The organism is Geovibrio ferrireducens (assembly GCF_026226615.1).
Taxonomy (GTDB): domain Bacteria; phylum Chrysiogenota; class Deferribacteres; order Deferribacterales; family Geovibrionaceae; genus Geovibrio; species Geovibrio ferrireducens.
Genome location: NZ_JAJAPB010000001.1, coordinates 1 through 26908, shown reverse-complemented (window position 1 = coordinate 26908; position 26908 = coordinate 1). Strand labels below are relative to the sequence as shown.

The 26908-nt window shown below is 47.1% G+C and carries 29 protein-coding genes; 19 read left to right on the top strand and 10 right to left on the bottom strand.

Annotated features, from left to right (window positions below; translation table 11 throughout):
* Positions 1–7: 7 nt before the first annotated feature.
* The 17 genes from fliM (at position 8) to OSQ85_RS00065 (ending at position 16660) form a co-directional block, all read left to right on the top strand.
* Positions 8–1018: a flagellar motor switch protein FliM gene (gene fliM / locus OSQ85_RS00145; RefSeq protein WP_265820599.1), complete on the top strand. Its 1011-nt coding sequence runs from the start codon at positions 8–10 to the stop codon at positions 1016–1018.
* Entirely contained in the window at positions 999–1925 is a 927-nt protein-coding gene (gene fliN, locus OSQ85_RS00140) for a flagellar motor switch protein FliN (protein ID WP_265820598.1), read from the top strand. The genes fliM and fliN overlap by 20 nt, the downstream gene beginning before the upstream one ends.
* Positions 1926–1982: 57 nt before the next feature.
* Complete coding sequence (locus OSQ85_RS00135) at positions 1983–2360, top strand: response regulator (protein ID WP_128467649.1); 378 nt, start codon at positions 1983–1985, stop codon at positions 2358–2360.
* 2 nt (positions 2361–2362) lie between these two features.
* On the top strand, positions 2363–2995 hold the full coding sequence (locus OSQ85_RS00130; RefSeq protein WP_265820597.1) for a protein phosphatase CheZ: 633 nt from the start codon (positions 2363–2365) through the stop codon (positions 2993–2995).
* Between the two features lie 323 nt (positions 2996–3318).
* Positions 3319–5427, top strand: coding sequence for a hybrid sensor histidine kinase/response regulator (locus OSQ85_RS00125; protein ID WP_265820595.1), 2109 nt, complete (start codon positions 3319–3321; stop codon positions 5425–5427).
* Between the two features lie 218 nt (positions 5428–5645).
* Positions 5646–6392: an OmpA family protein gene (locus OSQ85_RS00120; protein WP_265820594.1), complete on the top strand. Its 747-nt coding sequence runs from the start codon at positions 5646–5648 to the stop codon at positions 6390–6392.
* Complete coding sequence (locus tag OSQ85_RS00115) at positions 6379–7350, top strand: hypothetical protein (protein WP_265820593.1); 972 nt, start codon at positions 6379–6381, stop codon at positions 7348–7350. The genes OSQ85_RS00120 and OSQ85_RS00115 overlap by 14 nt, the downstream gene beginning before the upstream one ends.
* A gap of 205 nt (positions 7351–7555) precedes the next feature.
* Positions 7556–9130, top strand: coding sequence for a SpoIIE family protein phosphatase (locus OSQ85_RS00110; RefSeq protein ID WP_265820592.1), 1575 nt, complete (start codon positions 7556–7558; stop codon positions 9128–9130).
* A gap of 9 nt (positions 9131–9139) precedes the next feature.
* Entirely contained in the window at positions 9140–9460 is a 321-nt protein-coding gene (locus OSQ85_RS00105; RefSeq protein WP_265820591.1) for an STAS domain-containing protein, read from the top strand.
* 3 nt (positions 9461–9463) lie between these two features.
* Positions 9464–10882, top strand: coding sequence for a HEAT repeat domain-containing protein (locus tag OSQ85_RS00100; protein WP_265820589.1), 1419 nt, complete (start codon positions 9464–9466; stop codon positions 10880–10882).
* On the top strand, positions 10879–11709 hold the full coding sequence (locus tag OSQ85_RS00095; protein ID WP_265820587.1) for a CheR family methyltransferase: 831 nt from the start codon (positions 10879–10881) through the stop codon (positions 11707–11709). The genes OSQ85_RS00100 and OSQ85_RS00095 overlap by 4 nt, the downstream gene beginning before the upstream one ends.
* Before the next feature lie 131 nt (positions 11710–11840).
* The gene (locus OSQ85_RS00090; protein ID WP_265820585.1) at positions 11841–12122 is read left to right on the top strand and encodes a hypothetical protein; all 282 of its coding nucleotides are present in this window, start codon (positions 11841–11843) and stop codon (positions 12120–12122) included.
* Between the two features lie 3 nt (positions 12123–12125).
* The gene (locus OSQ85_RS00085; RefSeq protein WP_265820584.1) at positions 12126–12911 is read left to right on the top strand and encodes a PilZ domain-containing protein; all 786 of its coding nucleotides are present in this window, start codon (positions 12126–12128) and stop codon (positions 12909–12911) included.
* Positions 12908–13324: a hypothetical protein gene (locus OSQ85_RS00080; protein WP_265820583.1), complete on the top strand. Its 417-nt coding sequence runs from the start codon at positions 12908–12910 to the stop codon at positions 13322–13324. The genes OSQ85_RS00085 and OSQ85_RS00080 overlap by 4 nt, the downstream gene beginning before the upstream one ends.
* Positions 13321–14463, top strand: a complete 1143-nt coding sequence (locus OSQ85_RS00075) for a hypothetical protein (RefSeq protein WP_265820582.1) — start codon at positions 13321–13323, stop codon at positions 14461–14463. Before OSQ85_RS00080 ends, OSQ85_RS00075 begins: the two co-directional genes overlap by 4 nt.
* An 8-nt stretch (positions 14464–14471) precedes the next feature.
* Positions 14472–15695, top strand: a complete 1224-nt coding sequence (locus tag OSQ85_RS00070) for a mechanosensitive ion channel family protein (protein ID WP_265820581.1) — start codon at positions 14472–14474, stop codon at positions 15693–15695.
* Between the two features lie 179 nt (positions 15696–15874).
* Positions 15875–16660 (top strand): IclR family transcriptional regulator, encoded by a 786-nt coding sequence (locus tag OSQ85_RS00065; RefSeq protein WP_265820580.1) that lies wholly within the window; start codon positions 15875–15877, stop codon positions 16658–16660.
* Between the two features lie 40 nt (positions 16661–16700).
* On the opposite strand, the gene OSQ85_RS00060 is transcribed toward OSQ85_RS00065, so the two are convergent.
* The 10 genes from OSQ85_RS00060 to OSQ85_RS00015 all read right to left on the bottom strand — a co-directional run bounded on the left by OSQ85_RS00060 (position 16701) and on the right by OSQ85_RS00015 (position 24769).
* A complete protein-coding gene (locus OSQ85_RS00060; RefSeq protein WP_265820579.1) occupies positions 16701–17003 on the bottom strand; it encodes an NINE protein in 303 nt (100 codons plus the stop codon).
* A 118-nt stretch (positions 17004–17121) separates the two neighbouring features.
* Entirely contained in the window at positions 17122–18036 is a 915-nt protein-coding gene (gene secF, locus OSQ85_RS00055) for a protein translocase subunit SecF (protein ID WP_265820577.1), read from the bottom strand.
* Between the two features lie 11 nt (positions 18037–18047).
* Positions 18048–19592: a protein translocase subunit SecD gene (gene secD / locus OSQ85_RS00050; RefSeq protein ID WP_265820575.1), complete on the bottom strand. Its 1545-nt coding sequence runs from the start codon at positions 19590–19592 to the stop codon at positions 18048–18050.
* 5 nt (positions 19593–19597) lie between these two features.
* Positions 19598–19915 carry a preprotein translocase subunit YajC gene (gene yajC, locus OSQ85_RS00045; protein ID WP_265820573.1) on the bottom strand — a complete coding sequence of 106 codons (318 nt, stop codon included), beginning with the start codon at positions 19913–19915 and terminating at the stop codon, positions 19598–19600.
* A complete protein-coding gene (gene tgt / locus OSQ85_RS00040) occupies positions 19908–21029 on the bottom strand; it encodes a tRNA guanosine(34) transglycosylase Tgt (RefSeq protein WP_265820571.1) in 1122 nt (373 codons plus the stop codon). Before tgt ends, yajC begins: the two co-directional genes overlap by 8 nt.
* 38 nt (positions 21030–21067) lie before the next feature.
* Positions 21068–22084, bottom strand: a complete 1017-nt coding sequence (gene queA, locus OSQ85_RS00035) for a tRNA preQ1(34) S-adenosylmethionine ribosyltransferase-isomerase QueA (RefSeq protein WP_265820570.1) — start codon at positions 22082–22084, stop codon at positions 21068–21070.
* Positions 22084–23460 carry a threonine synthase gene (thrC, locus tag OSQ85_RS00030; RefSeq protein WP_265820569.1) on the bottom strand — a complete coding sequence of 459 codons (1377 nt, stop codon included), beginning with the start codon at positions 23458–23460 and terminating at the stop codon, positions 22084–22086. Before thrC ends, queA begins: the two co-directional genes overlap by 1 nt.
* A gap of 5 nt (positions 23461–23465) precedes the next feature.
* Positions 23466–23882 (bottom strand): nucleoside-diphosphate kinase, encoded by a 417-nt coding sequence (ndk, locus tag OSQ85_RS00025; RefSeq protein ID WP_265820568.1) that lies wholly within the window; start codon positions 23880–23882, stop codon positions 23466–23468.
* Between the two features lie 132 nt (positions 23883–24014).
* Positions 24015–24359 carry a cupin domain-containing protein gene (locus OSQ85_RS00020; protein WP_265820566.1) on the bottom strand — a complete coding sequence of 115 codons (345 nt, stop codon included), beginning with the start codon at positions 24357–24359 and terminating at the stop codon, positions 24015–24017.
* Positions 24356–24769, bottom strand: a complete 414-nt coding sequence (locus tag OSQ85_RS00015) for a rhodanese-like domain-containing protein (RefSeq protein WP_265820565.1) — start codon at positions 24767–24769, stop codon at positions 24356–24358. Before OSQ85_RS00015 ends, OSQ85_RS00020 begins: the two co-directional genes overlap by 4 nt.
* A gap of 164 nt (positions 24770–24933) precedes the next feature.
* Between OSQ85_RS00015 and ispF the strand changes: the two genes are divergently transcribed.
* Positions 24934–25413, top strand: coding sequence for a 2-C-methyl-D-erythritol 2,4-cyclodiphosphate synthase (gene ispF / locus OSQ85_RS00010; protein WP_265820564.1), 480 nt, complete (start codon positions 24934–24936; stop codon positions 25411–25413).
* 15 nt (positions 25414–25428) lie between these two features.
* Entirely contained in the window at positions 25429–26547 is a 1119-nt protein-coding gene (locus tag OSQ85_RS00005) for an ABC transporter substrate-binding protein (protein WP_265820562.1), read from the top strand.
* Positions 26548–26908 lie beyond the last annotated feature (361 nt).

Genomic DNA, 26908 nt, shown 5'->3' with positions numbered 1-26908 from the left:
TTAATATATGGCAGATATTTTAAGTCAGGAAGAGATTGATGCTCTATTGTCCACCGTGTCAACGGAGGATGATTTATCGGACAATTCGATACAGCAGCTTGACTTTGTGCCCAAGAAGATTTCGGTTTACGATTTCCGCAGGCCGGACAGGGTTTCAAAGGAGCAGCTTCGTTCGATCCGCAACCTTCATGATAAGTTTGCGCGCAACTTCTCGTCTTCTCTGTCAAACTTTTTGAGGACCATCACAGACATAACTCTGGTGAGCGTGGATCAGATGACATACGGCGAGTTTCTTATGTCTCTGCCTGACCCCACCAGTTTCAACATTATAAGTATGATACCCATGGAGGGGAACGCGGTTCTGGAGATAAACCCTTCGCTGGTGTTTCCCATAGTTGACAAGCTTTTGGGCGGCCCCGGCCAGCCTCTGTTCCAGACCCGTGAGCTTACCAGCCTTGAGCAGCATATAATCGAGGGGATAATAAGCCTGATTCTCAAGGATCTTGAGGAGGTATGGCGGCAGATTGTCCAGAATATACGTTTCAAGAAGGAACTGAGCGAGAACAGCCCTCATATCATTCAGATTGTTGCTCAGAACGAGGTTGTGATCCTTGTGGTGTTTGAGATAAAGTTCGGCGAGGCCACGGGGATGATGAATCTGTGTATTCCTGCCATAGTTCTTGAGCCCGTTCTCGGCAAAATCAGCAGTCAGGACTGGCTGATCGGTGCGAAAAAGGGCAGGTTCGGGGACAATGAAAAGCATATCCTTGATATGCTGGAGGAGATAAGGATTCCCTTCCGCGCTTCTCTGGGGCACACTACGCTGACGATAGAAGAGATAATGAATCTTCAGGAAGGCGACCTTGTTATGATGGACGCGAAAGCGGGCACTCCTTCAAACATACATATTAATAACAAAAAGAAATTTTTCGGCCACATAGGAACGCTTGGTGTGCGTAAGGCTGTCAGAATAAATGAAATAATAACGGAAGAAGGTAATGAGGAAAGAACTGGATAAAGGCAGGTATGCCGCTTTTACTGGAGTAATAACAGATATGTTTGCCTCTACCTTCGGCAGCATGTTTGATAAAGAGATAAGTATTTCCATGTCCGATGCTTATGCCGGTAATGCGGATGAGCTTATGTACGGGTACGAGGGGCAGACCGTGGTATCCGTAACTGAGGAGAAGTCCGGCTTTGATGCAGGCTTATTCTTTTATACAAAGGATATAACAATGCTCGCCGCGCTGATGCTCATGATGGATTCGGAAGGCACAGATGAGCTTGGTGAGGATGACCCGGATGCTGTAAAGGAGCTTTGCCAGCAGGTTCTCTCCTCACTCAGCGTTCCCTTGGAGGAAAGGCTCGGCAAAAAGGTCAGCTTCAAGGTTGACGATGTAATCAAGAATGAGAACTCCGCTCTCTTTCAGTCTGAGAGCTATTTTATAGCCGATATGAAGTTCACCATAGGGGATCGCAAAACTGCAATGCGCTTTTTTATGGACGAGGATCTTCTTTCGCTGTTTTCCTCTAAGAGCGGAAGCTCCGGTGCTTCCCTTGATGATGAACCGGATTTCGCCACAGCGTTCACTTTTCCGGATGATCCGGACGACAGAATGGGCGATCCGATAGGCTCCATGGGCTCATCCTCCGTATCGGGCGTGCAGAACATGGACATGCTGCTGGATATTGATGTTCCGGTAAGTGTTAAAATGGGCTCCACAAGGATGTTTCTTAAGGATATACTTACTATGGGTTCCGGAAACATTGTGGAGCTTGACGAATCTGCGGATGAACCGGTTGAACTCGTTGTTAACAATAAGGTAATAGCCCGCGGAGAGGTGGTCATAGTTGACGGCTACTTTGGTTTCCGCATAAAGGAAATCGTAAGCAGGGCAGAGAGATTGAAGAAATTAAAGGATTGACTTTGGTGTTATAATATAAATAATATGGTATTATGACATCTCAAGGCGGAGGATTGAATGGCGCATCATCACGTTGTAATAACAGTGGACGACTCTTCCACTATGAGAAGAATCATTAAAAACACTCTTCTCAAGCTCGGCTTCTCAAACATACTGGAAGCTGGGAATGGTGTGGAAGCTCTTGATGTCATGGCGAAAAACAAGGTTGATGTTGTTATTACCGACTGGAACATGCCGGAGATGGACGGTCTTACTTTTGTAAAAACTCTTAGATCCAAGGAAGAGTACAAAACAATGCCGATCCTTATGGTAACGACTGAAGCTGCCAAGGAAGACATACTCACTGCACTCAGAAGCGGTGTGAATAACTATGTGGTAAAACCCTTTACCCCCGATACTCTTAAAGAGAAGATAGACAAACTTCTGGGCCTGTGATTATGAACCATTTTAAGGACGTTAATGAGCTTCTTGATATTGCAAGAAACATCAGTAACGGAAACTATGACGTTGTAGGAATCGATGTCAACCCTGAGAGCGAACTCTTTCACATCGCAGAATATTTCAGCAAGGCTGTCAACAAGCTTAAAACAGTCAGCAGTGCTGTTGAGGATGCCTATGAAGATCTGCCCGGTTTCGAGAGCGTTCTTCACAGCGTAATCAAAGACTCTAAGGAAGCTTCCGAAAACGTTCTTGAATGTGTGGATAAAATCAACTTCAACATAGACGATATAAAGGAAAACCTCTCTTCTCTCAGAAAATATGCCGAGAGCGGGGACTTCAGCAAGATAAACGGTGTTCTTGACCGCCTGCGCGATAAAGGGCTGGCCGGGCAGGATGTCAGCTTCGATATAATAGCCTCCCTCGAATTTCAGGATATAACCAAACAGAAAATTGATAAGCTGATCAAGATTATTTACGACCTTCAGGAAAGACTTACACACCTCGTGCTTATGCTTGGGGTTAAAGATAGAAAAATTGATGTTGAAACCCTTGAGAAACTCAAATCAAAAGACGGTATAATGGAAAATCAGAACCTCGTTGACGAACTGCTTAAGGAGTTCGGCATATAAACGAGGCACATGAATGTGCCGTCGCCGTGCGTAGCGAAGCCTTGCTTGGCAAGGCGCGAGCGTGTATGTCAAATTCCCATGGATGGCGAATTTGGCATTATCATGTTTGACGAACTGCTTAAGGAGTTCGGCATATAAACGAGGCACAGAACTTTGTCATTGCGAGCATAAGCGAAGCAATCTCAGATCTTTTAAGTGCGTTTGAGTAAATTTTGACTGTAAATTGTCTTGAAGTAATTTTCCCGGCTGTTATTTTACTTTCAGACACAAAAATATCCGCCCGGCGGAAATCTGACACAGCTAAACATTAAGGAGGTTCCTATATGGACGGCATCGGCGACATGCAGGATCTTGTACAGGATTTTATTCTTGAAACAGATGAAATTATAGAAAGTCTCGACCATGACCTTGTTGAGCTTGAGAACAGCAAAAACGATCTGGATCTCCTTAATAAAATCTTCCGCGCCGCTCACACCATGAAAGGCGCCTCATCCTTCCTCGGATTTGATAAAATGGCGAACCTCACCCACCATGCGGAGGAGATTCTTAACAAGCTCCGTAAAAACGAAATGCAGGTTAACGCCGTGATCATGGACATACTCCTTGAATTTGTGGACGTAACCAAGCATATCCTTGCCGACATAAAAGCCGGCAAAAACACTGTGAAAATAGATGAAACTGTTAAAAAACTGAAACTTGCCAATGAAGGCAATTTTGATGAAATAGACGGCAGCGGCGAATCATCCGGCAAATCAGGCACTCCCGCCCCATCAGGCAGGCGTGCCGATAATGATGTAAATCAGGTCAAAAAAGCTGCCATGTCCATCGAACAGACTATCAGGGTGGATGTTTCAAGGCTTGATTCTCTCATGAACCTTGTGGGTGAGCTTGTTCTCAGCAGAAACAGAATAGGGCAGATCTCCGGCGAACTTGAGAAAAAGTTTGAAGGCGAGTTCCTCATAGAGCAGCTTATGGAAACCACTTCGCAGATTGGGCTCATTACTACGGAGCTTCAGCTTGCGGTGATGAAAACAAGAATGGTTCCCATCGGCAAGGTTTTCAACAAATTCCCCCGTATGGTGCGCGATCTCTCCAGAGAGAAAAACAAGGAGATAGAGCTTGTCATCACGGGTGAAGAGACAGAGCTTGACAAATCCGTTGTTGAGGAAATAGGCGATCCGCTTATACACATGATCAGAAATGCCGTTGACCACGGTGTGGAAGGCCCTGAGGAAAGAAGGAAAGCAGGTAAGCCTGTGAAGGGCACGGTTCATCTTTCTGCTTATCATGAAGGAAACCACATAGTGGTTGAAATCAGGGATGACGGAAAGGGGATGGACCCCGGAAAGCTCAAAAAGAAAGCGGTAGAAAAAGGGGTTATTTCTGCTGAGGAAGCCAAAAACCTTGATAACGAAGGCGCTTTCAATCTTATCTTCAAGCCGGGCTTTTCCACTGCTGAGAAAATTACAAGCATCTCCGGCCGCGGCGTTGGGATGGATGTTGTTAAAACAAACATAGAAAAACTGAACGGTATCATAAATATAGAGTCTGAACTGGGACACGGGACACGCTTCCGCCTTAAACTTCCCCTTACGCTTGCCATCATTCAGGCACTGCTTGTGGATGTTTCAGGAGAGACTTTCGCTATTCCCCTTGTTTCCGTTGTTGAAACAGTGCGTATCAACCTCAAGGAAGTTCATAATTTCGAGGGCAGGGAAGTTCTTAAACTCAGGGACTCTGTTCTCAGTCTGCTCCGTCTTGACGAGATATACGAACTCGAAGGCTCGTACAAAGATGATATATACGTAGTTGTTGTCGGCCTTGCCGAGAAGAAGCTCGGCTTCATAGTTGACAAGCTTGTGGGGCAGGAGGAGATAGTTATCAAATCCCTCGGCGAATACCTCGGCGGCAATGTGGGCATAGCGGGCGCAACAATTATGGGTGACGGGCGCGTAAGGCTGATTATTGACGTTGCCGGTGTAATCGACATCGCAGGCAAAATGCCCAGACGCTCACGCAAGAAAAAGAAAACCGGAGCAGTCAAGAAAAATGCCAACAGTGTAAATGTTCTTGTTGTGGATGACTCCGCTACGGACAGAAAGATAATGAACCGCCTCCTCTCCTCCACAGGATGGATAAACGTTGATGAAGTATCCGCCGGAAGGGACGCGCTTAAATACCTTGAGAGCAATGACCCCGATATAATCGTCACAGATATTATGATGCCCGATCTTGATGGGTATGACCTGTCCAAAATGATAAGGGAAAGGGGGTATGAAAAACCGATTATTGCAGTTTCCGGCAGATCCGAAGTTACGGACAGAAAAAAGGTAAGCGCCGCAGGGATAAACGCTTTCCTTCTTAAACCGCTGAATCTGCAGACAATGCTTGATAAGATTGATGAGCTCCTTGCCCAGAAAGCTTCTAATTAGCATTACCGCGCTTCTCCTGTTCGCGGGGGAAGCGTACTCCGCTGTTTATGTCTATGAGGTTACAACCGTGAGCCGCCGCTTTCAGACCGCCTCCATGCTCGGTCCGAAAGCTTTTCTGTTTCATAACGGCGGAAGCGACATAATCAAAAACCTGAAAATTGTTCAGAAATATCCCGGAAATGATTTTAATAAAGCTCTGGAGGAAAACAGACTTGGGAATGCCAACTACCGTCCGCTTCTTTATGAAACTCCTCCTGCCGATTCTAATTATATACGTTTTATTTGGTGGCGTTGAGAAAGCCGCCGCAGACGGGCGCAAACTTTTCCTCATCCACATAACCCGCGAGGGGAGTTCCGCCGTTACCACTATGCATGTCCGTGCCGAGGATATAGAGGAGGCGCGCAGTCAGATTGTGCTGAACGGCTGGAAGCTTATCCGTATTGAAGAAAAAGAGGCCGCAGAACCCTTTCCGGCCGATCATAAATTCCGCTATACCGGTGATAACAAACCCGCCGCAGGGACTGTCCGTGATAAATCCGTAACCGCCGAAACCCTCCCGCCGCAGCAGGCTGCTTCTCTAGGCTCTGCTCTTCCGGCAGGTTCACCTGCCATTCTCACTGATGACAACTACACTTACATAGGCACACTGTATTTTAATATAGGCGAGTTTCAGGCAGATGTTCCGCCGGAACTCAGCGCTAAAATTTCCTCCCTCAGGGATTCCGGGGAATACCTGATTCTGGGGCACACCGACACGCTGCGCGTTATGGAAAATAACCGTTTTGACACGAACTTTGATCTTGCCCGCAAAAGGGCGGAATTTCTTAAATCAGTGCTGACTGCTGACGGAATATCCTCCGTCAATATTGCCGCAAAGGGGATGGGCACACTTATGCCCGCTGCGGAAAATATGAAGAACGGTCAGCCCATGAACAGGAGAGCGGATCTCTATGGCCGAAGATGACAGAATAAAGTATGAGGATTTTTATAATATCAGCCTGAAAAACTTCTATGAGCTGGTAACGGAAATCCTCCATGACTTTCATTTTGCAGTGCACAGATCCGTTTATGACGGTCAGGGTAAAAGACGGATTGAGATCTGGCGCTCCTCCAAGGATGAGAATGACAATGCCCTTGTCTGGCTGGAGATTGTGGATTCCGGCAAGGATCTCGACCCCTACATAAGCACCGATGTTCTGCGCACCATGAATGAAGAGAATGTGATTAAGCTTTTCTTCTTCACCAACGGTTCCCTGGAAAAAAAGGAAAAGGAAGTTCTGGACGGCAGGGATCATTATATCTTTACCCCCACAGATATAATGGAGACCATAAACGCCCTTGATAAAAAGAAAAAGTATAAACATCAGAAAAAAAGGAAGTCAAAAGGGGTTCCCAGCGGCTATACACTCCTTAAAAACTATCTCAAAGGCAGACAGACTGAACGCGGCTCAGTAACAGTGCCCACCAGCAAGGTTACTATGGTTGCTGAGAAATATACCAAAATGACAAGGGAAATTCTTGATGAGATCGACCGGATGGAGGATATAAACAATATCACTCCGGAAATCAGGGACAAGTTCAAGAAAATTCAGCATGACATTCTGCCCGAAATTCTGAAAGTATCAGTCTTTAGCTTTACCGATAAATTTACCGATGTGAAAATCAGGCTCTTCTCACTGATGCAGTACCTGCTGATCTATGTGGGTGCGATTATTGAATATGAATCAGAAGATGAGATGAAGCGCAGCCGCGAACAGGTGGAGCTTGACCTCCAGTTTCTGGAAAGTCTGGAAGGTACGGTGGATGAATACAAGGTTTCCCTGATGGAGAAAGCGCAGAAAATAGCGTGGAAACTTCTTTATATGTCCATAGCAGTAATAGTTTTTTTCGCCTCTTTCTTCCTTATTATGATGACGGAATGAGGGGAAACGATCTTAACTGTTTATAATGATAGTGAATTTTGTTATAACATGTTTTAAGCAAGGCTTGACAGCAGCAGAAGGAAAATCCTGAAAATTCCTGATAAGAGTGGTATTATTTGTTAACTTTGACGGAGCATTATATTATAATCAGGCTAACTGCCTGCGGCAGTTTTGTATAAAAATAAAAGGGTCACGGCTGGAATAGATGGAGTTTAACCAGGAAATTCTCAACTACATGAACGAAATAGTCATGGTAGTTAATGACAGATACGAAATCATGTTCTGCAGCACCCCGATGAAAAATATTACGGGGAAACCTTCTGACAGGCTGATAGGCAAGAAATGCCATCTTGTCATATTCAACAGGCTTGAGCCCTGCCCCAACTGTCAGCTTGAATTACTTAAAAGCGGCAAAATGGCCGTGGATATAGAGCATGATACAATAACCCACAGGGGCTTCCGCAAGCTGCTCTCTTCAAAATTCCAAAAACTCTCGGACGGAATGTACGCCGAGATCATGGACGACATAACAAGCACAAAGAAGCTTATAGACAAGCTTACACACCATACAAAGGAGCTCAAAGCCTCGAACGTGATCCTCAATCTCCGCAGAAAGGAGACGGAAAAGGAGCACAAGTTCATCATGAACACTGTAAACTCTCTCAATGAGGGGGTCATGGTTGTTAACCCTGATATGTCCGTGAACATTGCCAACCAGAATCTGGTGGAAATGTCCAGACAGAGGGAATCTGAGGGCAGACCTGCGAAATGCTATGAAATGTACGGTTACACTGAGCAGTGCAGGGACTGTCCCATGCTGGACAAGAAAGTGACACGCTCATTCCGGGAAGCCTTCGGCAAAAAGCTCACCGTGAGCTTCAACAGGTTTGACCAGTACATAGTGGAGAGCATAAGAGACACCACCAAAGAGCTTAAGCTCATAGACGAGATAAAAAGCCAGCAGTCAGTCCTTGAGGAGAAGCAGAGGCAGATGTCTCTGCTGAATAAAGACCTTCTGCGTATGAATGAAAGGCTCAAGGAAGCCCAGAGGATAATTGACGAGGAGCTCAGACAGGTGGGCGAGATACAGGCCAGCCTGCTTCCGGAGGTTCTGCCCGCCATAAACGGTTATGACTTCGGTGCTTTTTACACCCCGGCAGAGCATGCCGGCGGTGATTATTACGACTGTATAGAGATGAGCAACGGATATTGGGGTCTGGGAGTTGCTGATGTTTCCGGGCACGGAATCCCCGCATCTGTTATAATGGCTATAACAAGAGCAATAATGAGGTCGTACACCTATGACATAGTGGCTTCTTCCGAGGCGCTTGCCATGGTAAACGAAATCCTCTGCGACAATATACATACAAATGACTTCGTTACCATGTTTTACGTGGTGCTGGATTCCAGAACCGGCAGATGCAACTTCGCCAGCGCGGGACACAACCCCATGCTGTTTTACGACAAATCTGAGATGCTTGTCCGCAAGGTTACCGCTCAGGGGCTTTTCCTCGGTGCGTTTGACAGTGTGGAGTATGAGCAGGGCGGATTTGAGATCGATTCTGGCGATATTGTGTTCATGTACACGGACGGACTGAACGAGGCCATGAACGGGCAAAGGGAACAGTACGGCTATGACAGACTGATTTCAAAAATAATGATGTTCAGCGAACTGTCCGTGAGCGAGATGATTAGAAACATTATGGACGATGTTAAGCTATTCGCCGACGGAGTGCCGTTCGAGGACGATATAACCATACTGGCATTCAAAAAGATTTAGGAGGCAGCAATGTTCGACGTTCAGGGTAAAAACGGAAAGCAGGTAGTCTACATCAAAGGCGAAGTTAACGCGCAGACAGGCGGGGAGCTTAAGAAGAAAGTTCTGGATATGTTTGCTTCAAACAATGCCGCGGTTCTCTCTTTCAAAGGCGTTGTGTATATGAACAGCTCCGGGCTCAGAGAGATAATTGACCTGCTCAAAAACGCAAACAAAATGAAAAAGGAACTCGGACTCTGCGAAATGTCTGCTGATATAAGAGAGATGTTTGCCTTCACCGGTCTTGATAAAGTATTTAAAATTTATGAAACAGAGGCGCAGGCACTGGGGTAGGAAATGGGCGTTGAACTTACCAGAAACAAAGACACTCTCCGCGTCGTAATAGGCGCTGATGAACATGTGGAAGGGCTTAACGAAGGTCTGGCGGCTGTAAGGGCGGAAACAGAGATCTATAAAGTTATCCTTGATCTTAAAAACTGCCTGTTTTTGCAGAGTAAATCTCTGGCCACCATTCTGGCTTTCAAGAAAGAGGTGCAGAAAAAGAAGGCTGAACTTCTCCTTGTAAACGTCAGTGAAGAGGTGCATCAGCTTTTTGATATGACAAACCTGCTTCCGCTGTTCAATATTTCTCAGGACTACACTTCGTTTAATGCGGATGAGCTTCTGGAAAAGTTATTCGACCCCGAAGAGGCGGACAGAGTCTCCGACTACATAGCGGAAAATTACACAGACGATATAAAGGCAAGGCTGTACGATGTGCTTGAGGGGGATGATCCTCTGCTTAAGGAGTACGCAGTGCTTACCATAGGAAAAGCGCATGACTACGATGCCACGGAAAGGGTCAGAGAGTGTCTCGACAGCGATTCAGGCTCCGTAGTCCGCGCGGCTATACTTGTTTTAGGCTGGTTCGGCGAGCTTTCTGTTAAGGAAAGGCTGTATGAGTTCCTTAAAAGCAGTGTGAGCGATGTTGCTGAGGCTGCTGCCGGTTCCATTGCCCTTCTGGCTGATGACAGCGATGCGGAAAAGATAGGCTCTCTTCTCATGGCCGGAAACCCCCGGCTTCGTATAGTAGCTTCCCAGGCTCTTTCTCTTATCAACGATTCTAAAAGTTACGCCATCCTGCTTGAGCATCTTAAAGCCGAGAAAAATGAGGATGTGCGGGCATTTACCGTAAAGAGCCTCGCAGGGTTCAATAAGCCCGGCGTGGCGGACATTCTCCTTGCCGGTTTTGATGACGAATCACTTAAGGTAAGGGAAGCCTCCGCAGGCGGCCTTGTTCGCATCAAAGCCAAGGATAAGGTTGACGAAATACTTAAACGGATTACAGATAAAGACAGCTGGGTGGGTTACTTCGCGGTGAAGGCGCTGGGCGAAATGCACAGCGAGGTCAGCGCAGAAAAGCTCATAAGCGCTTACGCCGCTGTCGAAGAGAATGTACGGCTTGCCATAATCGAGGCACTGGGCAAAATCAGGTATGATTCCTCTGCATTTTTGCAGGGGCTGGTTAAGGATGACAACGAGGATGTCCGCAAGGAGGTTCTGGGAGCCCTTATGAAAATCAAGCCTGAAAGCGCGGCGGAAACCGCAGCCGTGATGGTTGCTTCTGATGAAAGCTGGCTTGTGCGCTTTAAAGCTGTGGAAATTCTGGACACCATAAAGCCTCAGGGCTACAAGGATATTCTCCGCAGCAGACTCACAGCGGAAGAGAACAAGTATGTCCGTGAAAAGATTCAGAATATACTGGAAGTGTTATGATTCAAATCGGAACGATCAAAATAAAGGATGACGAATTTGTTGAGCTGAAGGACATCATCTACAACAGTTCCGCCATATCTTTTTCGGACAGCAAAAAATATCTGCTTGAAAACAGGCTGACGAAAAGGCTTCAGGAACTGAACTTCAGCAGCTTCAAAGACTACATCTATTACCTTAAGTACAACGTTAAGAAGAAAGAGGAGATGGAGATTCTTCTCAATCTCGTGACAATAAATGAAACCTACTTCCTGCGTGAGCGCGCCCAGATGGATTACATGATAAAAACTGTAATCCCTGAGCTTCAGGCAAAGGGGAAAAGAAGTATCCGGATATGGTCTTCTGCCAGTTCATCCGGCGAGGAAGCCTATTCAATGGCGATTCTGCTTAACGAGGCGGGTCTCCTGAACAGGATGAGCATTGAGATATACGCTTCGGACATCAACACCGAGGTACTGGAAACGGCAAGACAGGCCGTTTACCGCAGTGTATCGTTCAGAGGGGTTCCCCAGCAGATAGTTGATAAGTACTTCACCAAGGACGGGTTTTCGTTTAAGCTTGATCCGGCGATAGCCTCTCAGGTCAAGTTTTTTCAGGGCAACCTGCTCAGCCCTATGGTCGCCTCCAAGTTCGGCAAAGCTGATATAATTTTCTGCCGCAACGTGCTGATATATTTCGATATGGAAGCCAAGATCAAGGTGATTGAGACCTTCCATAAAACACTGAACGATCCGGGTTATCTGTTCCTCGGCCACTCCGAAACCCTGAACAAGATAAGCGATAAATTCCAGATGAAAAACTTCGGCGGCGGTATAGTGTACCTGAAATAAACAGCCCTAAACAAGATAAGGAATTCATGGCTTTTCACGAATTGCGGCCTAACTTATATAATACGGATTGCTGCCGATAAGAAGATCAGGACAGCCGCAGATTCAGCATCATATAAGTCGGAGGTGAACGTATGGCTCCCGGTCCGATTGATGTTCAGGTCATCATGAACAAAACCCCTGTTACCGAAAAGGTGCAGGAAGTTATGGAAAGAAACGCGGAACAGCGCCATGCTCACCTTGCCTCTGAAATGGCAAGGCAGAATGAGCAGAATGCCCGTTCGGTCACAAATGTACCCCGCTCCGAAAATCCCAATATCGATGACAGAAACCGCAAAAAACGGGATGAGGGAAAGAAGAAGCGGAAAGCCCCGCCGGAAAGCCAAACGGGGCATTTTATAGATATAGAGGCGTAATAAGTGATAGTCCGCGCAAGGCTCAGCATTATATATCCTGATGATATAAGAACAGTTTACGGCCAGCTTACCTCCAAGGCTCCCCTTGTTTTACAGCTTGCCTCATACTCCCCCGCAATGATGTCTGACAGCCTTGAGATGACGCTCCAGTGGCATGAGGCCGGCGCATCGAAGTGTGTTCAGGTTGAGTTCACCAAGGCCGAAGGGACACAGGTATTTCTCAAAGTTGTCAAAGACCTGCGCGGGAAAGCGGAATGCGCCCACAGAGTGGAGTATAAAGGCTTTTTTGACATTAAAAAAATATCGGCCGATGAGTACTCCTCCTATGCCAGAAGGGCGGAAAGGAATAACGCTTCCAATAAGAACAGTATGGTAAACAAGATTCAGTCGATTATCCCGAACGAAAGCATAACCAATCAGCATCTTTTCCGCTTCCTTATCGAAATGGATTCCAAACTGGAGAAGCTTGTATACCTTGCTGATGCCGAAAATAAGGAAACCGATCTCCAGACGGTTAAAGCGCTCTACATAAGCAGCGAAGGCTGCGGCTTTTTCACTGACGGAACGCTGAAAATGGGCGAGCTTATCTTTCTGGAAGCCAGATCCTTCGACACAGGGGGCAGGCTGCGCTTTTCTGCTGTGGGTAAAGTGGCAGGCGGCCGCAAGACAAAGCTGGGCATACTGGCGGATCTGGAATTTACCGATATGGAAGAAGCTGTTAAGGAAAATATCATCAGATACGTTTTTGAAAAGGACAGAGAGCTTTTAAAAGAAGCGAGGGATAAATGACAACATCCGCTCTCTTGATAATAACATATATTATTCTGCTTGTTCTTGTGCTGGTTATTGCGGCTCTTGCTGCGAAGGTGCGCAGGCTTGAGAAGAAGCTTATAGAAGTCACACCCTCCGATTTGTATCCGTTTATAGAGGAACTCAGGGAGCTTGTGATAGAGAGTGAGCGCATAGCCACAAAGCTTGAAAACTCCATCAGAGAAAGGGAGAGCGTGCTGGAAGACCTCACGGTGCTTGCGGATTCCAAACTGGCCGATTACGGCAGGGCAGCGGAAAAGGCAAAACCGGAGAAGACCCTTAAGGAAAAGATAAGGGAGCTTGCCGAAGACGGCATGCCCGATTCTGAAATAGCCAGAAAACTGGGCATCTCCACCACCGAGGTTAAGATAGTGCGCAGCATGGGCGCATGAAGGTAGGTTCCGGCGGGCAGCCGGGTCTGACAGACCAGAGCGGAAAACTTCTGGAACTGATGGAGGGTGAGAAGCTGGGCGGTTCCGTTGTGCGCAGAATGAACAACGGAATGTATCTTATAAATCTTAAAGGCCGTCAGGTTACCGCAACCCTTGACACTGAGCTTGGCGAAAGCACCCGCTTCCGCGCTCAGGTGGTCCGCAGCGGTTCTCAGGTCGAACTTAAAATAATCAGAAATTTTGAAGACGGTTTTAATTCCGCAGTGGTGAAACCCGCGGCGCAGTCCGGCGTGCAGACAGAGGACGGTGCGGATGCGGTGATATTCCGCCTGCTGAAAGGCACTGTGCCCGGTGTTAAAGAAGGTGACACTCTGAATCTCAATATAGTGCGCACAATGGGGGACGGGCTTAAGCTGCTGGATGCGCTGGGCTACCTCTTCAAGGCTGACATAGGCCAGACAGTGCTGAACACCCTTAAGGCGCAGATTCTTAAAACAGATCCTTTCCTTGAACTCATGGTGATGAAAACCCCCATAGAAAACCTAGATCCGCTGAGTGTAAAAACCGAGGTAGGCAAGTTTGATTTCGCGGCACTTCTGAAAAGCACAGGGAAATTCTCAAGCCTCAGCCTGCTGAATCTCAGCGCGGATGACATAAAGGCGGCCATAAAAGAGAGCGGCATTTTCTTTGAGAATAAGCTGGCAAACGATGAACAGGTCACAGGTGATGAAAAGTTCCGCGCATACACAGAGAAGGATGTTCCCGCAAGGGAAGCAATAACAAGGCTCCAGCTTGTGAATGTTCTCATGGCGGATGGTCTGGTGAGCTATCTTAAAACAAAGGACGAGGATGTAAGCGATGCCCTTGTCAGGTACAAAAAGGATGACAAGGGGGGCGGAATCATGTATATCTCCCTTGAATTCAGCAAAATAGGCAAAACATTCATCACCGTGAGGCAGATCGGTGATGTTTTTGATATACTGGTGAAAAGCGAGACCGACATATCGGAAATGCTTAAAAATGCAGAGGTTGAAAGCGCCCTCATCCGCTGGAAAAAATATGAACAGAAGGACGAGGCGGTTTTCGAAGTAAAAAAGGATTCAGCATTACATTTGGGAGGTTTTGACGCCACAGCATGAAAGAAAAAATGATTGAAATACTTTCCTACATGAATATACCGCTGGAAGGTCTGATTAAAGCGGGTGTGATTCTCTTCTTTGTTTTCCTTGCTTACGCTGTACCGAGATTTTTTATACTGAGGCTCATTCATGCCGCAGTTAAGCGCAGCGCAGCGGAGTGGGATGATGTTTTCCTTAAGAATAAGGTATTTAACATAGTTTTCACACTGCCTCCGGTATTCGTTATACATTACGGAATGCAGTTTTTCCCGGCATTTGAGACTCCGCTTATCAGACTTCTGAATGTTTATATAACTGTTATGATAGTGGTCTTCGCCAGACGGCTCCTGCGCTCCGCCGTTGAGGTTTACGAGCAGTTCCCTGTGGCAGTAACAAGACCCATAAAAGGATATGTGCAGCTCATTGAGATATTCCTGTTTATCATGGGGGCGATTCTTGTTGTCTGCTTCTTCCTTGGCAAATCACCATGGGCTATACTGAGCGGAATAGGAGCAATGACTGCGATAATCATGCTGGTGTTCAAGGACACTATCATGAACTTTGTGGCAAGCCTCCTTATTATTTTTAATGACCTTGTCCATGTAGGTGACTGGATAGAGGTTCCCGGAACAGGAGCCGACGGAACCGTGACCGAAATGGCTCTGCACACTGTAAAGGTGAAGAACTTTGATAACACCATAGTCACCATCCCCACCCATAAGCTGATAGACGGTTCTTTCCGTAACTGGAGAGGAATGCGGGAATCCGGCGGAAGAAGGATAAGGCGTTCTATCCTGATAGATCAAAAAAGCATACGCTTCCTGACGGAACAGGATATTAAAAATCTCGAACGGATAGACGTTCTCAGAGACTATCTCCAGCGGAAAAAGGATGAACTGGCAGAGGCCAATAAGTGCGTTTCCGGCGAATGCAGCGTAAACGGCCGCAGACTGACCAATATAGGCACTTTCAGGGCGTATATCCTCGAATACCTCAGACAAAAAAAAGAGATAGACAAGAGCATGACCTTTCTGGTAAGACAATTGGCTCCGACTGCTGAAGGTCTGCCCCTTGAGGTTTATGTTTTTTCCAATGATATAAACTGGGTGAGCTACGAAGGCATTCAGTCGGATATTTTCGATCATCTGCTTGCCGCTGTTAGGGAATTCGATTTAAGGGTATTTCAGAATCCCAGCGGTTACGACATCTCAGACTTGGCAGATAAACTTAGCATTAAACAGATTAACGGCTGATTAAAACAAGCAGTAATTATTTTTTCTGATAACAAAGAAAAAACTTGTTTTGTTTATAACGATATTTTATATTCTTTCAAACGTTAGCCTGTTATTATAAGAATAAACGTTATGATTGTGCAGTTTCGCACAACACATGTTTCATTAGCCCGTCAATGGGTATTTTTAAGGAGTATTTTATGGTTTATAAGCCGGATGTAAAGCCTGTCCAGTCAGTTTACCACGCGCTTCAGCTTTTTGAAGTGTTCAGAACTGCGGAAAATAAAGACGAGTTCGGAGTTACCGAACTCAGCAAGTCACTGGGACTGCACAAAAACAATGTATTCAGGCTGCTTGCCACCCTCGCTTCCAGAGGCTACATAGAGCAGAACTTCAACACTGAAAACTACCGTCTGGGGATAGGAATATTCAACCTCGGTCAGAAGTTCGTCAGCAAGCTCGGCATACTTAAGCTTTCCAGACCCTTCATGGAGAAAATTGTCGCTGAGGTTAACGAATCGGTCTATATAGGCATACTCCGCGAAGGCAATGTTATCTACCTTGATATAGTTGAAACAAGCCTCCCTGTGCGTGTCGTTTCCCGCGTGGGCAAGGATGTACCCGCATACTGCACCGCTATAGGCAAGGTTCAGCTTGCGTACTCCTCGGAAGAGGAAATAAACAAAATCTATATGGGCGCAAGGCTCAAGAGATATACCGACAACACAATCACATCTCTCCCGGTTCTGAAAAAAGACCTGAGAGGGGTTGCTGAAAATGACTACGCCCTGGATAATCAGGAGTTTGAAGAGAGGGTGCGCTGCGTCGCTGTCCCTGTGAAGGACTATCTGGGAATCCCCGTTGCCGCTCTCAGTGTGACAGGCCCTGCCTGCCGCATGACGGATGAGAGGATCATGAACCAGATTCTCCCTGTGGCCAGAAAATATGCCCGCGAGATAAGCAAGCGCTTGGGCTACCACGAATAAAAGATTACTAAGGCCCCGCTTGAAGCGGGGCTTTTTGATGTCAGTTATTGTATTTGATGTCAAATTCCTGATCGCTCATAAGAATCAGAAATACAGACTCAACTATTGCCACCAGTCCTGGTATAAACGTCCAGCACAGAAGCAGATACAAGATTCCCCAGCCTGTTTTCCCCAGATAAAACTTGTGTATGCCGAATCCGCCGAGAAAAAATGCCAGAAGAGCAGCCGCAAGCCTGTTTCTTCCTCTTTGCGGATATTGCCTTACTCCGCATTTCGGACATATTTCAGCATTCCGTCTTATCACTTCTCCGCACTCAGAGCAGTATTTTGTAGTGTATGACATCATATCCTCCGATCTATTTATATTACTCTTCGGATAGCTTTGTTTCAATACTATGAGGCAAAAAAAAAGGCCGCCCCCTTACGGAGACGGCCCTGAAGTCTTAATTTTTTACAGAAGCTCAGGCAACTGCGCCTGTGGCTTTCCTTGTCATTAGTATATAGACGATGGCTGCTGCCACGCATACTGATGAGTAGGTTCCGAAGCCGATACCTATAAGGAGTGTAAAGGCAAATCCGTTGATAACCTCACCGCCGAGAAAGTAAAGGGCGATTACGGCAAACAGTGTAGTGCCGGAGGTGATAACGGTTCTGGTCAGTGTTTCGTTAAGGCTTCTGTTAAGAATATCTTTAACTGAAAGGGATGAACCGCCTTCGGCTTTAAGATTTTCACGCACCCTGTCAAAAACTATAACTGTGTCGTTGATGGAGTAACCCACGATAGTGAGGATAGCCGCAACAATCGTGAGGTCAATCTCTCTGCCTGTGATGCTCAGAACTCCGAGTGTTATTATAACATCATGAGCGAGAGCAGCCACAGCGCCTACCGCATAGATAGGTCTGAAACGCACCGCAATATAGATCAGCATGCCTATAAGAGCGTAGATAACGGCGTAAAAGGCTTTTGATTTGAGCTGTTCGCCGACCTGAGGGCCGACCTGCTCAATTCTTACTATCTCAACCTTTTCATCGTTGAAAGTCTGGATCAGTGCATTCTGAACATTTTTAGATATTACATCAAGCTCTTTATCCAGCTTCTCCAGACGGATCAGCACATCGTCACCGTCACCGAAGTTCTGGATGATAGCATCGCCTATCCCTGCGCCGCTTATGGCTTTTCTGATCTCATCAAGGTTAGGATCCTTTTCGAAATGAGCCTGTATAACAGTTCCTCCGGCGAAGTCTATGCCGTAGTTAAAGCCTTTTGACAGGAGGATTCCGAAGCATATCACAGTGAGTATGATGCTCGCTGTGAAGTAATATTTAGTGTAGGAGAGAAAGTCTATTTTTGTTCCGGGTTTAATTATCTCAAACATTTCAGCCTCCCCTATATGCTCACGGATTTTGTTTCGCTTCCGCCGAGAATGGTGGCAAAAACGGTTCTGGTGAAGAACAGCGCCGTGAAAAGGGACGCAAGAATACCGATGGAGAGCGTTACCGCAAAGCCTTTAATGGGGCCTGTTCCGAACTGGAAGAGAACCACGGCTGCGATGATTGTTGTTATGTTCGAGTCAAGGATAGTGGAAAGAGCTTTTTCATAGCCGTACTCCACAGCATTAAGCGATGTTCTGCCTATGCGTATCTCTTCTCTTATGCGCTCATAAATAAGAACATTGGCATCAACCGACATAGCAAGGGTAAGTATCATGCCCGCTATACCCGGCAGGGTGAGCGTGGCCTGAAACTGGCTCATTACAGCGAAGATAAGCAGGAAGTTAAAAAGAACCGCAACGTTTGCGATGAGTCCTGCAATCCTGTAGTAAATTCCCATGAATATGATAACAGCGGCGATACCTGCGATTGCTGCCTTAAGGCCGGAGTTGATGGAGTCCTGACCGAGTGACGGGCCTACCGTTCTGTTTTCTTCGATGCTTACAGGAGCCGGAAGGCTGCCCGCTCTCAGAACGATTGCTATCTCTTTGGCTTCCTCAAGTGTGCCTATTCCGTCGATTATGGCGCTGCCGCCCGCAATCTTTGATTTGATCACAGGTGCGGAGTAAACATTATCGTCAAGGACGATAGCCATTCTTCTGTTTACGTTCTGACCTGTAACCTCTTCAAACAGCTTGCTTCCGGCTGAGTCCAGCGTGAACTGAACTGCGGGAAGGTTGTTCTGCGTGAAGGAAACGGAAGCGTCCACAAGGTAGTCTCCGGTGAGCACAGCCTCTCTTTTAAGAACAAAGGGAACACTGCTGAGCACCTTGCCGGTGTTTTTATCTGTGGTTTTCTGATAAAGAAGAACTGAGTCAAAGGGTATATTTCCTCTGACAGCGTCTTCGGGGTTAACTGTTTCGTTTACGATGTGGAACTTAAGCTGAGCCGTTCTGCCTATGAGGCTGATTGCCCTTTCGGGTTCAGTTATGCCGGGAAGCTGAACCACAACCTGGTTCTGACCCTGACGCTGGATAACCGGTTCGGTAACGCCGAACTGGTCGATCCTGTTTCTGACAACCTCAAGCGACTGATCAACGGCGTATTCCTTAATCTGTTTAACAGCGGCATTGTTAAAACGGTAGCTGAGGATATTGCTGCCGGATGATGCCACAGATTCAAGGGTATCGTATCTGTCAGAGATGATTTTCTTGACCTTCTCAGCATCGTCCGTGTTGTTGAGGGCGATGTTGATTCTGCCTCTGTCATCCATCTGCACATAGCCGAAGTTGACCGATTCTGCGGCGAGTTCCTTTCTAATTTTTACCGCAAAGCTTTCAAGCCTTCCCTCAACCGCCTTTTCGGTATCCACGCCGAGAACGACATGCATACCGCCCTGAAGGTCCAGTCCGAGTTTCATGTTTTTGCCGTAGGGCAAAACGGAAATAACAGCCCAGACCATTACAATCAAAATGATGATCCATCTGGTCCTTAGTTTCATTAGGTTTATTTCTCCCCGGCTGAAGCTACGCTGGCCACACCGCTTTTAGCGGATTTGACTTTAACGCCGTCAGCTATTTCGACGATGAAAGTGTTCTGGTCGGCGACTCTGTCAATTTTACCGTAGATACCTCCGGCGAGGATCACTTCGTCACCTGCTTTAAGCGCATCGAGCATTTCAGCGTGTTTTTTCTGTCTTTTCTGCTGGGGTCTGATAAGCAGAAAGTAGAATATCGCGAAAATGAGAATAAGGGGTAGAAGCTGAATTAAAGCTCCGCCCTGTCCGGGCTGTGCGTTTGCAGCCAACATAGTACCGTTAAACATTGTCTCCTCCGAAACTGATTTTATCCAGAATTTCCTTTTTGAAATCCTCAAAGAACCCATTATTTATAGCATTTCTTGCCCGTTTTACAAGAGAAAGATAGAAGTGCAGATTGTGGATGGAATTGAGCTTGAGAGCCAGAAGCTCACCGGATTTATACAGGTGTCGCAGATACCCGCGTGAGAAGTTGCGGCATGTGTAACATCCGCATTCCTCGTCCACAGGTGCGTCAGAAAGCCTGTGTCTGGCTGCTTTTATGTGCAGCTTGCCGTTGTTTGTGAAAAGAAGCGCATTGCGGGCGTTTCTCGTGGGCATCACGCAGTCGAACATATCCACACCGCGCTCTATCCCGTTCAGCAGGTCTTCCGGTGTGCCGACCCCCATAAGGTAGCGGGGCTTGTCCGCAGGCATGTAGTCGGTTATGAAATCCGTGATCTCATACATCGTGGGTATATCTTCCCCAACGCTGAGGCCGCCGATTGCGAATCCGTCAAAGGGGAGGGCACATATCTGTTCCGCGCTGCGCTTTCTCAGGTCGGGGAAAACGCCCCCCTGAATTATGCCGAACAGCGCCTGATCCTCTCTGGTTTTCGCCTTGAGGCATCTTTCCGCCCAGCGTGTGGTAAGCTCAAGGGATTTTTCCACGTATATCTTCTCGCTGGGGTAGGGCACGCACTCATCAAACGCCATCATTATGTCAGCGCCGATCTTCTGCTGTATCTCCATTGATTTCTCAGGTGAGAGGAAAAGCTTGCTGCCGTCAAGGTGGGAACGGAACTCAACCCCGTCCTCATTTATCTTGTTCAGCTTAGCCAGACTGAAAACCTGAAACCCGCCGCTGTCTGTCAGTGTGGGTTTATTCCATGAATTAAACTTCGCCAGCCCGCCGAAATGTGCCACAGTGTCCTCACCGGGGCGGAGGTGAAGGTGGTAGGTGTTGCCGAGAATTATCTGAGCGCCTATTTCATCCAGCTCACGTGGGGCAACCCCCTTGACCGAGCCCACAGTGCCCACAGGCATGAAAATGGGCGTTTCGATCTCGCCGTGGGGAGTGACAATGCGCCCTGCGCGTGCTTTTGACTTTTCGCTTGTTTTTTCCAGTGTGAATTTGAGCATTATATTTCCTGTCTGATATTTTCAAATTTCAGGTAGCTTTACTTTATGAACATGGCATCGCCGTAGCTGAAAAACCTGTATCTTTCCGCTACTGCATGTGCGTATGTGTTCAGCATAAACTCGCGCCCGGCAAAGGCGCAGACGAGAACGAAGAGTGTGGATTTGGGCAGGTGAAAGTTCGTTATGAGAGCGTTCGCCGCCTTGAAGGAGTAGCCGGGTTTAATGAAGATGTCCGTTTCGCCGCTTCCTGCACGGGTTATGCGCTTTTCGTCAGTTACGGACTCCATTGTCCGCATGGCTGTTGTACCCACACAGATCAGCTTTTTCCCTTCGTTTCTGAGGCTGTTTATTCTGTCCGCAGTTTCATCGCTCACATGGTAGCGCTCTGAGTGCATGCGGTGATCTTCCAGATGATCTGCCTTCATGGGGCGGAAGGTTCCTATGCCCACATCTAGGGAAACCTCAAGTATCTGCACACCCTTGTTCCGCAGTTTTTCCAGAGTACTGTCAGTGAAGTGCAGCCCTGCGGTGGGTGCGGCTACTGACCTTGCCTCCTTGGCGTACACTGTCTGATAGCGGATTTTGTCCTCTTCGCTGTCATCCCTGCGGATATACGGAGGAAGGGGAACATGCCCCCACTTTTCCATCACCTCTTCCGGTGTGTGAGTGAGGAAGCGGACTATGCGGAGCCCTTCATCAAGAAATTTCTCGATTTTTATTACCGCTTCGCCCACATTAACCTCCGTTCCTTCCTTCACCTTACCTCCTGTGAGGGCTGTGAATGAGAAATCGGAAATTTTGTCCAGCAGAAATATCTCCACCCTGCCGCCTGTGGGTTTGAAGCCTTCAAGGCGGGCGTTCATTACACGGGTGTTATTGATAACAATGAAATATTCATCATCTATAAGTTCGGTAATATTATGAAAAAGCAGATCACGGGCAGAACCCTTCCTGTCCGCAAGGAGCAGGCGTGAGCCGCCCCTTGTCTCAGGAGGGTATTGAGCTATAAGTTCTTCCGGGAGCGGAAAATCGAACAGTTCCGCAGGGGTCTTCATCAAACGTTCCGTCTTATGAATTCCTTAACCGCCTCTGCGTTATTAGGCATATCAGAAACTTTTCTCGGCAGACCTTCCAGCTTCACTATTCCGGCGGGTTTTTCAGGCGCTTTGCCTGTCGCTTTCACAACCACGTCGGGGAATTTTGCCGGATGCGCCGTTGAGAGGCATATGATCGGGGATTCTGTCTCAAGCCTGAGCCCTGCCGCCACTCCGCATGCGGTGTGGGGATCCAGCGTGTAGCCTGTGGTTTTATAGAATGAGGCTATGACATCCTCTGTCTCTTTGTTTGTGGCGGAGTATGTGCCGAATTCCTGCTGAACTTTTGCTATGTCAGTTTCGGGGAATTTTATTCCTTTCTCCGTTTTCAGTGTTTTCATAAGGCTTTCAACCTTGGCAGCGTCCTGATTATAGAAGAAATAAAGGTAGCGCTCAAAGTTGCTTGCTATCTGTATGTCCATTGAGGGGCTGTATGTTGCCACAACCTCTCTGGAGGTGTAATCCCCATCGTTTATGAAGCGGCTGAGGATGTTGTTTTCGTTTGTAGCGAGTATGAATTTCTCAACAGGCAGTCCCATGAGCTTCGCATAATATCCGGCGAAAATATTGCCGAAGTTGCCTGTGGGCACTATGAAGACCGGCTTTCTGCCGTTTTCCGCCGCACGGAACGAGCACCAGAAGTAATATACTATCTGCGCCAGAACCCTTGCCCAGTTTATGGAGTTTACAGCACCGAGTGAGAAGTCATGCTTGAATTTCAGGTCGCCGAAGATCTCTTTAACAATGTCCTGACAGTCATCAAACGTGCCGCTTAGAGCGAGATTGAAGACATTTTCATCGGTTACTGAGGTCATCTGCATCTCCTGCACAGGGCTGACCCTGCCTTTGGGGTGCAGAATGAAGATGCGGATATTTTTCCGGCCGCGCACGCCGTAGATGGCCGCACTGCCGGTGTCGCCGCTGGTGGCTCCGACTATGTTGAGCTTCTCGCCCCTTTTCTCAAGTATATGCTCAAACAGGTTTCCGAGAAACTGAAGAGCTATGTCCTTAAAGGCGAAAGTGGGGCCGTGGAAAATTTCCGCTATGTACAGTCCGCCCTTTTTGACAACGGGGATAACCTCCTCCGTGTCAAAAGCGGCGTAGCTTTTTTCTATAATCTCTTTCAGCTTCGTAGGCTCAATATCCGTGGCGAAGCGGCTTATGATCTCGTAAGCAAGCGAGGGATACCCCAGCGCCGAAAGCTTTGTCAGCTCATCCGCAGTGAATGCGGGAACACTTTCAGGCACAAGCAGACCGCCGTCATCGGCAAGCCCCATCATAACCGCGTCTTTAAAAGAAACAGCGGGAACTTTCCCCCGTGTGCTTACGTATCTCATAATTATTAACCTACAAGCTCAAGAGCAGAGAAGAAGTATGCGATTTCTGTTGCTGCGGTTTCGGGTGCATCGGAACCGTGAGTTGCGTTGTTGTCGATGTTTTTGCCGAACTCTTTTCTGAGCGTGCCTTCTGCCGCTTCTGCGGGGTTAGTTGCGCCCATGAGGTTTCTCCATTCTTTAATGGCTCCCTCTTTTTCAAGAACCATAACCACACAGGGGCCGCTGCTCATGAAGCTGGTGAGGTCGTTGAAGAAGGGTCTTGCGCTGTGAACTGCGTAGAAGCCTTCAGCCTCTTTTTTTGACATGAATATTTTTTTGAGGGCAACAATTTTGAAGCCTTCTTTTTCGATGCGGGCAAGGATGTTGCCTGTGTTGCCGGCGGCAGTTGCATCAGGTTTTACGATTGCGAAAGTTCTTTCCATTTCAGACCTCCATATACTAAAGCAAGCTATATAAACAGAACTGAGTGGAAAAATCAACCGTTTCGGGCGGAATTTAAAGGGAAAAGGGGAAGGCGGCCTGGAAAAAGCCGCCCTTTATGATGAAATTTTCTTTTATTCCAGTATCAGTGCTATAAAAGACAGATTTTTGTCAGTTTTATTGGCTATGGAGTGCGCCTCGCCTCTGGCGGTGATCATCATGTCGCCGGGAGTGAGTACGTCTTCCCGTCCGTTGTCGTTAACTTCGGCGAATCCGTCCAGAAGAACGTAAATCTCCATATCCTTTTCGTGGTAGTGATAGCCTACAGATGCTTCCGGCGGGAGATCCATGAAAGCGAAGGCCATAATCTGCCCTCCGTACTGTTTCGCCGCTTCATAGGGAATCTGAACTGCGGTTCCCGTTCCTCCCCTCGGTTTTTCGATGTGCTTAGCCTCAATATCGCTTACGCGTACTATCATATTGCCTCCTTGGGTTTATACACGGAAGTATAAATCATCTGTGCGTCAAGATAGTACAAATTATCGGTTTTGTAACCTTTTTCCTTAAGGAACTGGTAGGCCAGTCTGCACTCCCTGCCCGACTTGCAGTAAAGAACAGTTTTCCTTTCGTCAAGAATGCTTTCCGCAAGTTTACGGAAGGCCTGAGGCGGTATATTTTCAGCCCCTTTGAGGTGATGCATTTTAAAATGCGCTGAGTCCGATAAATCGATCAGGCGGAGATTCTGTTTTGTTTTGAGCATATGCATCAGATCTCCGAAATCGATTGCACCGTTTTCAATATCCTCTCTGCGGGTCATATGCGTGTAAATATATGAGAGGCACACAAGCACTAAAGCTCCTCCCAGACCTGTTAATAAGCTGTTTATCATAATAAACCCCGTGAACACACGCTCTTAATTAATTATGCACAAATGATCTTAAAAAATAAAGCGGAAATGAACGTATTAATAAAAAAGGTTTTTAAAAAAATAATGTACAGATTTTGCGGTTCCTATTAAAATCATGTATCATTCCGTTTAAGGAGAATTGAGAAGTGAAATTAAGGGTCGGCAGCGGGTTTGATGCCCACAGATTTGCAGAGGAGAGAAAACTGATCATCGGCGGCGTGGAGATCCCTTATGAAAAGGGGCTTGCCGGACACAGTGATGCTGATGTTCTTCTTCATGCGCTTACGGATGCCATAGCCGGCGCTGCTCTCCATACTGATATAGGCGGACTCTTCCCGGATACTGACAGTAAATATAAGGGGATAGATTCCCGCATTCTCCTGAGGGAGGCCGTCCGTCTGGCCGCAGGGGAAGGGTGGAGAGTTGTTAACGCCGACTCCACTATAATAGCGCAGATGCCGAAAATGGCTCCCTATATATATGATATGCGCAGGAATATAGCTGATGATCTCGGTGTATATATAGATGAGGTAAGTGTTAAGGCGACAACAACGGAAAAGATGGGTTTTACCGGAAGGGGCGAGGGTATTGCCGCTTCTGCGACCGTTCTTATAGAAAAAATATAATTTATTGAGGTTGGTATGAAAAAGTTATTGGTATTCGCACTGCTGCTGGTTTCAGCGACGGCTTTCGCCGGAACAATCAAGCTTGGGGCTCTTTTTTCAGTGACAGGCCCCGCGGGCTATCTCGGTCTTCCCGAAAAACAGACAGTGGAAATGCTGGTGGATCAGGTGAATGCCGCAGGCGGAATCAACGGCAATAAGATAGAGCTTGTGTTCTATGATACCCAGGGGGATGAGAACAGAACCCTCAGCTACTTCAAGCGTCTTGCCACAAAGGATAAGGTTGTTGCTGTCCTCGGCCCGACCAGAACCGGCTCAACTCTGGTAATAAAAGACCTTGCGGAGAGGTTTAAGCTTCCTCTCATCTCCTGCGCCACAAGCCAGCAGATTGTTACACCTGTAAATAAATATGTCTTCAAAACTGCTCAGTCAGATACCCTCGTGGTGGAAAAACTGTTCGAGCACCTTGTCAAAAACGGCAAGAAGAAGATAGCGATCATCACCGAGCAGAGCGGCTACGGCACGACAGGCAGAGATGCCCTTCTGGAAGTTGCTCCTAAGTACGGTGTCAATATAGCTATTGAGGAAAAGTTCCGTGATACGGATAAGGATATGACGAGCCAGCTTGCTAAAATCAAAGCGGCTGATGTGGATGCGGTAATCTGCTGGGGAGTGGGACCTGCTCCTGCAATTATAGCACGTAATGCCAAGGCTCTCGGCATGGGCAATATATATATGACACAGGGTGCGGCCTCCGCCAAGTTTATTGAACTTGCTGGTGATGCGGCTGACGGCATAAAGCTCACCGCGGGCAGAATCATAGTCGCTGACCAGCTTCCCGAAGGTGACAGATACAAAAAGGTGCTGATGGATTACAAAAAGAACTTTGAATCCAGATTCAATGCTCCTGTAAGCGCTTTCGGCGGACATGCCTACGATGCGTTCCATATATTTAAGATAGCCTATGAAAGATCCAAGGGCGACCTGAACAAGCTTCCCGCAGAGATAGAAAAGGTGAAGGGATTCATCGGCATAGCCGGAGAATTCAATATGTCACCCTCTGATCACACCGGGCTTACAAAGGATGCATTTGTGATAGTTGAGATTAAAAACGGCAAATTCGTTCTCGCTGAATAGATAAACTACTAATAATGTACAGTAAATAAAAAAGTTAAAATTTTTCAAAATAAACGGTTGACTTCTTCCTGCCGTTTTCGTATAACTACCTTCCGCTGCACGGGAGACCGGGTGGCGGAAGGGTTTAAAGCCCTGATGAGAAAGACGAAATAAATGTTAAAAGTTTTCTTAAAAACATGTTGACTTAATTCGCAGCTTTCTTTATAACAACCTTCCTCTCCGGGACGGGCTTGAGTGCCGCAGAAGGGAGAGGGATTAGTTTTCCAAAAGTGTTTGACAGAAGAATAAGTCGTTAAGGCAGTTGATAAAACTTTTAAAAAAAGTAGTTGACTTCCTTAGTGGAATTTCTTATAACTACCTT

What these genes read in the sequence shown, in the direction of transcription:
- yajC (WP_265820573.1), bottom strand. Translation starts at nt 19,915, where the DNA reads ATGTTTAACGGTACTATGTTGGCTGCAAACGCACAGCCCGGACAGGGC.
- fliM (WP_265820599.1), top strand. Translation starts at nt 8, where the DNA reads ATGGCAGATATTTTAAGTCAGGAAGAGATTGATGCTCTATTGTCCACC.
- OSQ85_RS00005 (WP_265820562.1), top strand. Translation starts at nt 25,429, where the DNA reads ATGAAAAAGTTATTGGTATTCGCACTGCTGCTGGTTTCAGCGACGGCT.
- OSQ85_RS00020 (WP_265820566.1), bottom strand. Translation starts at nt 24,359, where the DNA reads ATGATAGTACGCGTAAGCGATATTGAGGCTAAGCACATCGAAAAACCG.
- OSQ85_RS00090 (WP_265820585.1), top strand. Translation starts at nt 11,841, where the DNA reads ATGGCTCCCGGTCCGATTGATGTTCAGGTCATCATGAACAAAACCCCT.
- OSQ85_RS00015 (WP_265820565.1), bottom strand. Translation starts at nt 24,769, where the DNA reads ATGATAAACAGCTTATTAACAGGTCTGGGAGGAGCTTTAGTGCTTGTG.
- OSQ85_RS00130 (WP_265820597.1), top strand. Translation starts at nt 2,363, where the DNA reads ATGAACCATTTTAAGGACGTTAATGAGCTTCTTGATATTGCAAGAAAC.
- OSQ85_RS00065 (WP_265820580.1), top strand. Translation starts at nt 15,875, where the DNA reads ATGGTTTATAAGCCGGATGTAAAGCCTGTCCAGTCAGTTTACCACGCG.
- OSQ85_RS00105 (WP_265820591.1), top strand. Translation starts at nt 9,140, where the DNA reads ATGTTCGACGTTCAGGGTAAAAACGGAAAGCAGGTAGTCTACATCAAA.
- OSQ85_RS00075 (WP_265820582.1), top strand. Translation starts at nt 13,321, where the DNA reads ATGAAGGTAGGTTCCGGCGGGCAGCCGGGTCTGACAGACCAGAGCGGA.
- OSQ85_RS00060 (WP_265820579.1), bottom strand. Translation starts at nt 17,003, where the DNA reads ATGTCATACACTACAAAATACTGCTCTGAGTGCGGAGAAGTGATAAGA.
- OSQ85_RS00135 (WP_128467649.1), top strand. Translation starts at nt 1,983, where the DNA reads ATGGCGCATCATCACGTTGTAATAACAGTGGACGACTCTTCCACTATG.
- OSQ85_RS00115 (WP_265820593.1), top strand. Translation starts at nt 6,379, where the DNA reads ATGGCCGAAGATGACAGAATAAAGTATGAGGATTTTTATAATATCAGC.
- OSQ85_RS00100 (WP_265820589.1), top strand. Translation starts at nt 9,464, where the DNA reads ATGGGCGTTGAACTTACCAGAAACAAAGACACTCTCCGCGTCGTAATA.
- secF (WP_265820577.1), bottom strand. Translation starts at nt 18,036, where the DNA reads ATGTTTGAGATAATTAAACCCGGAACAAAAATAGACTTTCTCTCCTAC.
- OSQ85_RS00125 (WP_265820595.1), top strand. Translation starts at nt 3,319, where the DNA reads ATGGACGGCATCGGCGACATGCAGGATCTTGTACAGGATTTTATTCTT.
- OSQ85_RS00080 (WP_265820583.1), top strand. Translation starts at nt 12,908, where the DNA reads ATGACAACATCCGCTCTCTTGATAATAACATATATTATTCTGCTTGTT.
- fliN (WP_265820598.1), top strand. Translation starts at nt 999, where the DNA reads ATGAGGAAAGAACTGGATAAAGGCAGGTATGCCGCTTTTACTGGAGTA.
- queA (WP_265820570.1), bottom strand. Translation starts at nt 22,084, where the DNA reads ATGAAGACCCCTGCGGAACTGTTCGATTTTCCGCTCCCGGAAGAACTT.
- OSQ85_RS00095 (WP_265820587.1), top strand. Translation starts at nt 10,879, where the DNA reads ATGATTCAAATCGGAACGATCAAAATAAAGGATGACGAATTTGTTGAG.
- thrC (WP_265820569.1), bottom strand. Translation starts at nt 23,460, where the DNA reads ATGAGATACGTAAGCACACGGGGGAAAGTTCCCGCTGTTTCTTTTAAA.
- secD (WP_265820575.1), bottom strand. Translation starts at nt 19,592, where the DNA reads ATGAAACTAAGGACCAGATGGATCATCATTTTGATTGTAATGGTCTGG.
- OSQ85_RS00120 (WP_265820594.1), top strand. Translation starts at nt 5,646, where the DNA reads ATGCCAACTACCGTCCGCTTCTTTATGAAACTCCTCCTGCCGATTCTA.
- OSQ85_RS00110 (WP_265820592.1), top strand. Translation starts at nt 7,556, where the DNA reads ATGGAGTTTAACCAGGAAATTCTCAACTACATGAACGAAATAGTCATG.
- OSQ85_RS00070 (WP_265820581.1), top strand. Translation starts at nt 14,472, where the DNA reads ATGATTGAAATACTTTCCTACATGAATATACCGCTGGAAGGTCTGATT.
- ndk (WP_265820568.1), bottom strand. Translation starts at nt 23,882, where the DNA reads ATGGAAAGAACTTTCGCAATCGTAAAACCTGATGCAACTGCCGCCGGC.
- tgt (WP_265820571.1), bottom strand. Translation starts at nt 21,029, where the DNA reads ATGCTCAAATTCACACTGGAAAAAACAAGCGAAAAGTCAAAAGCACGC.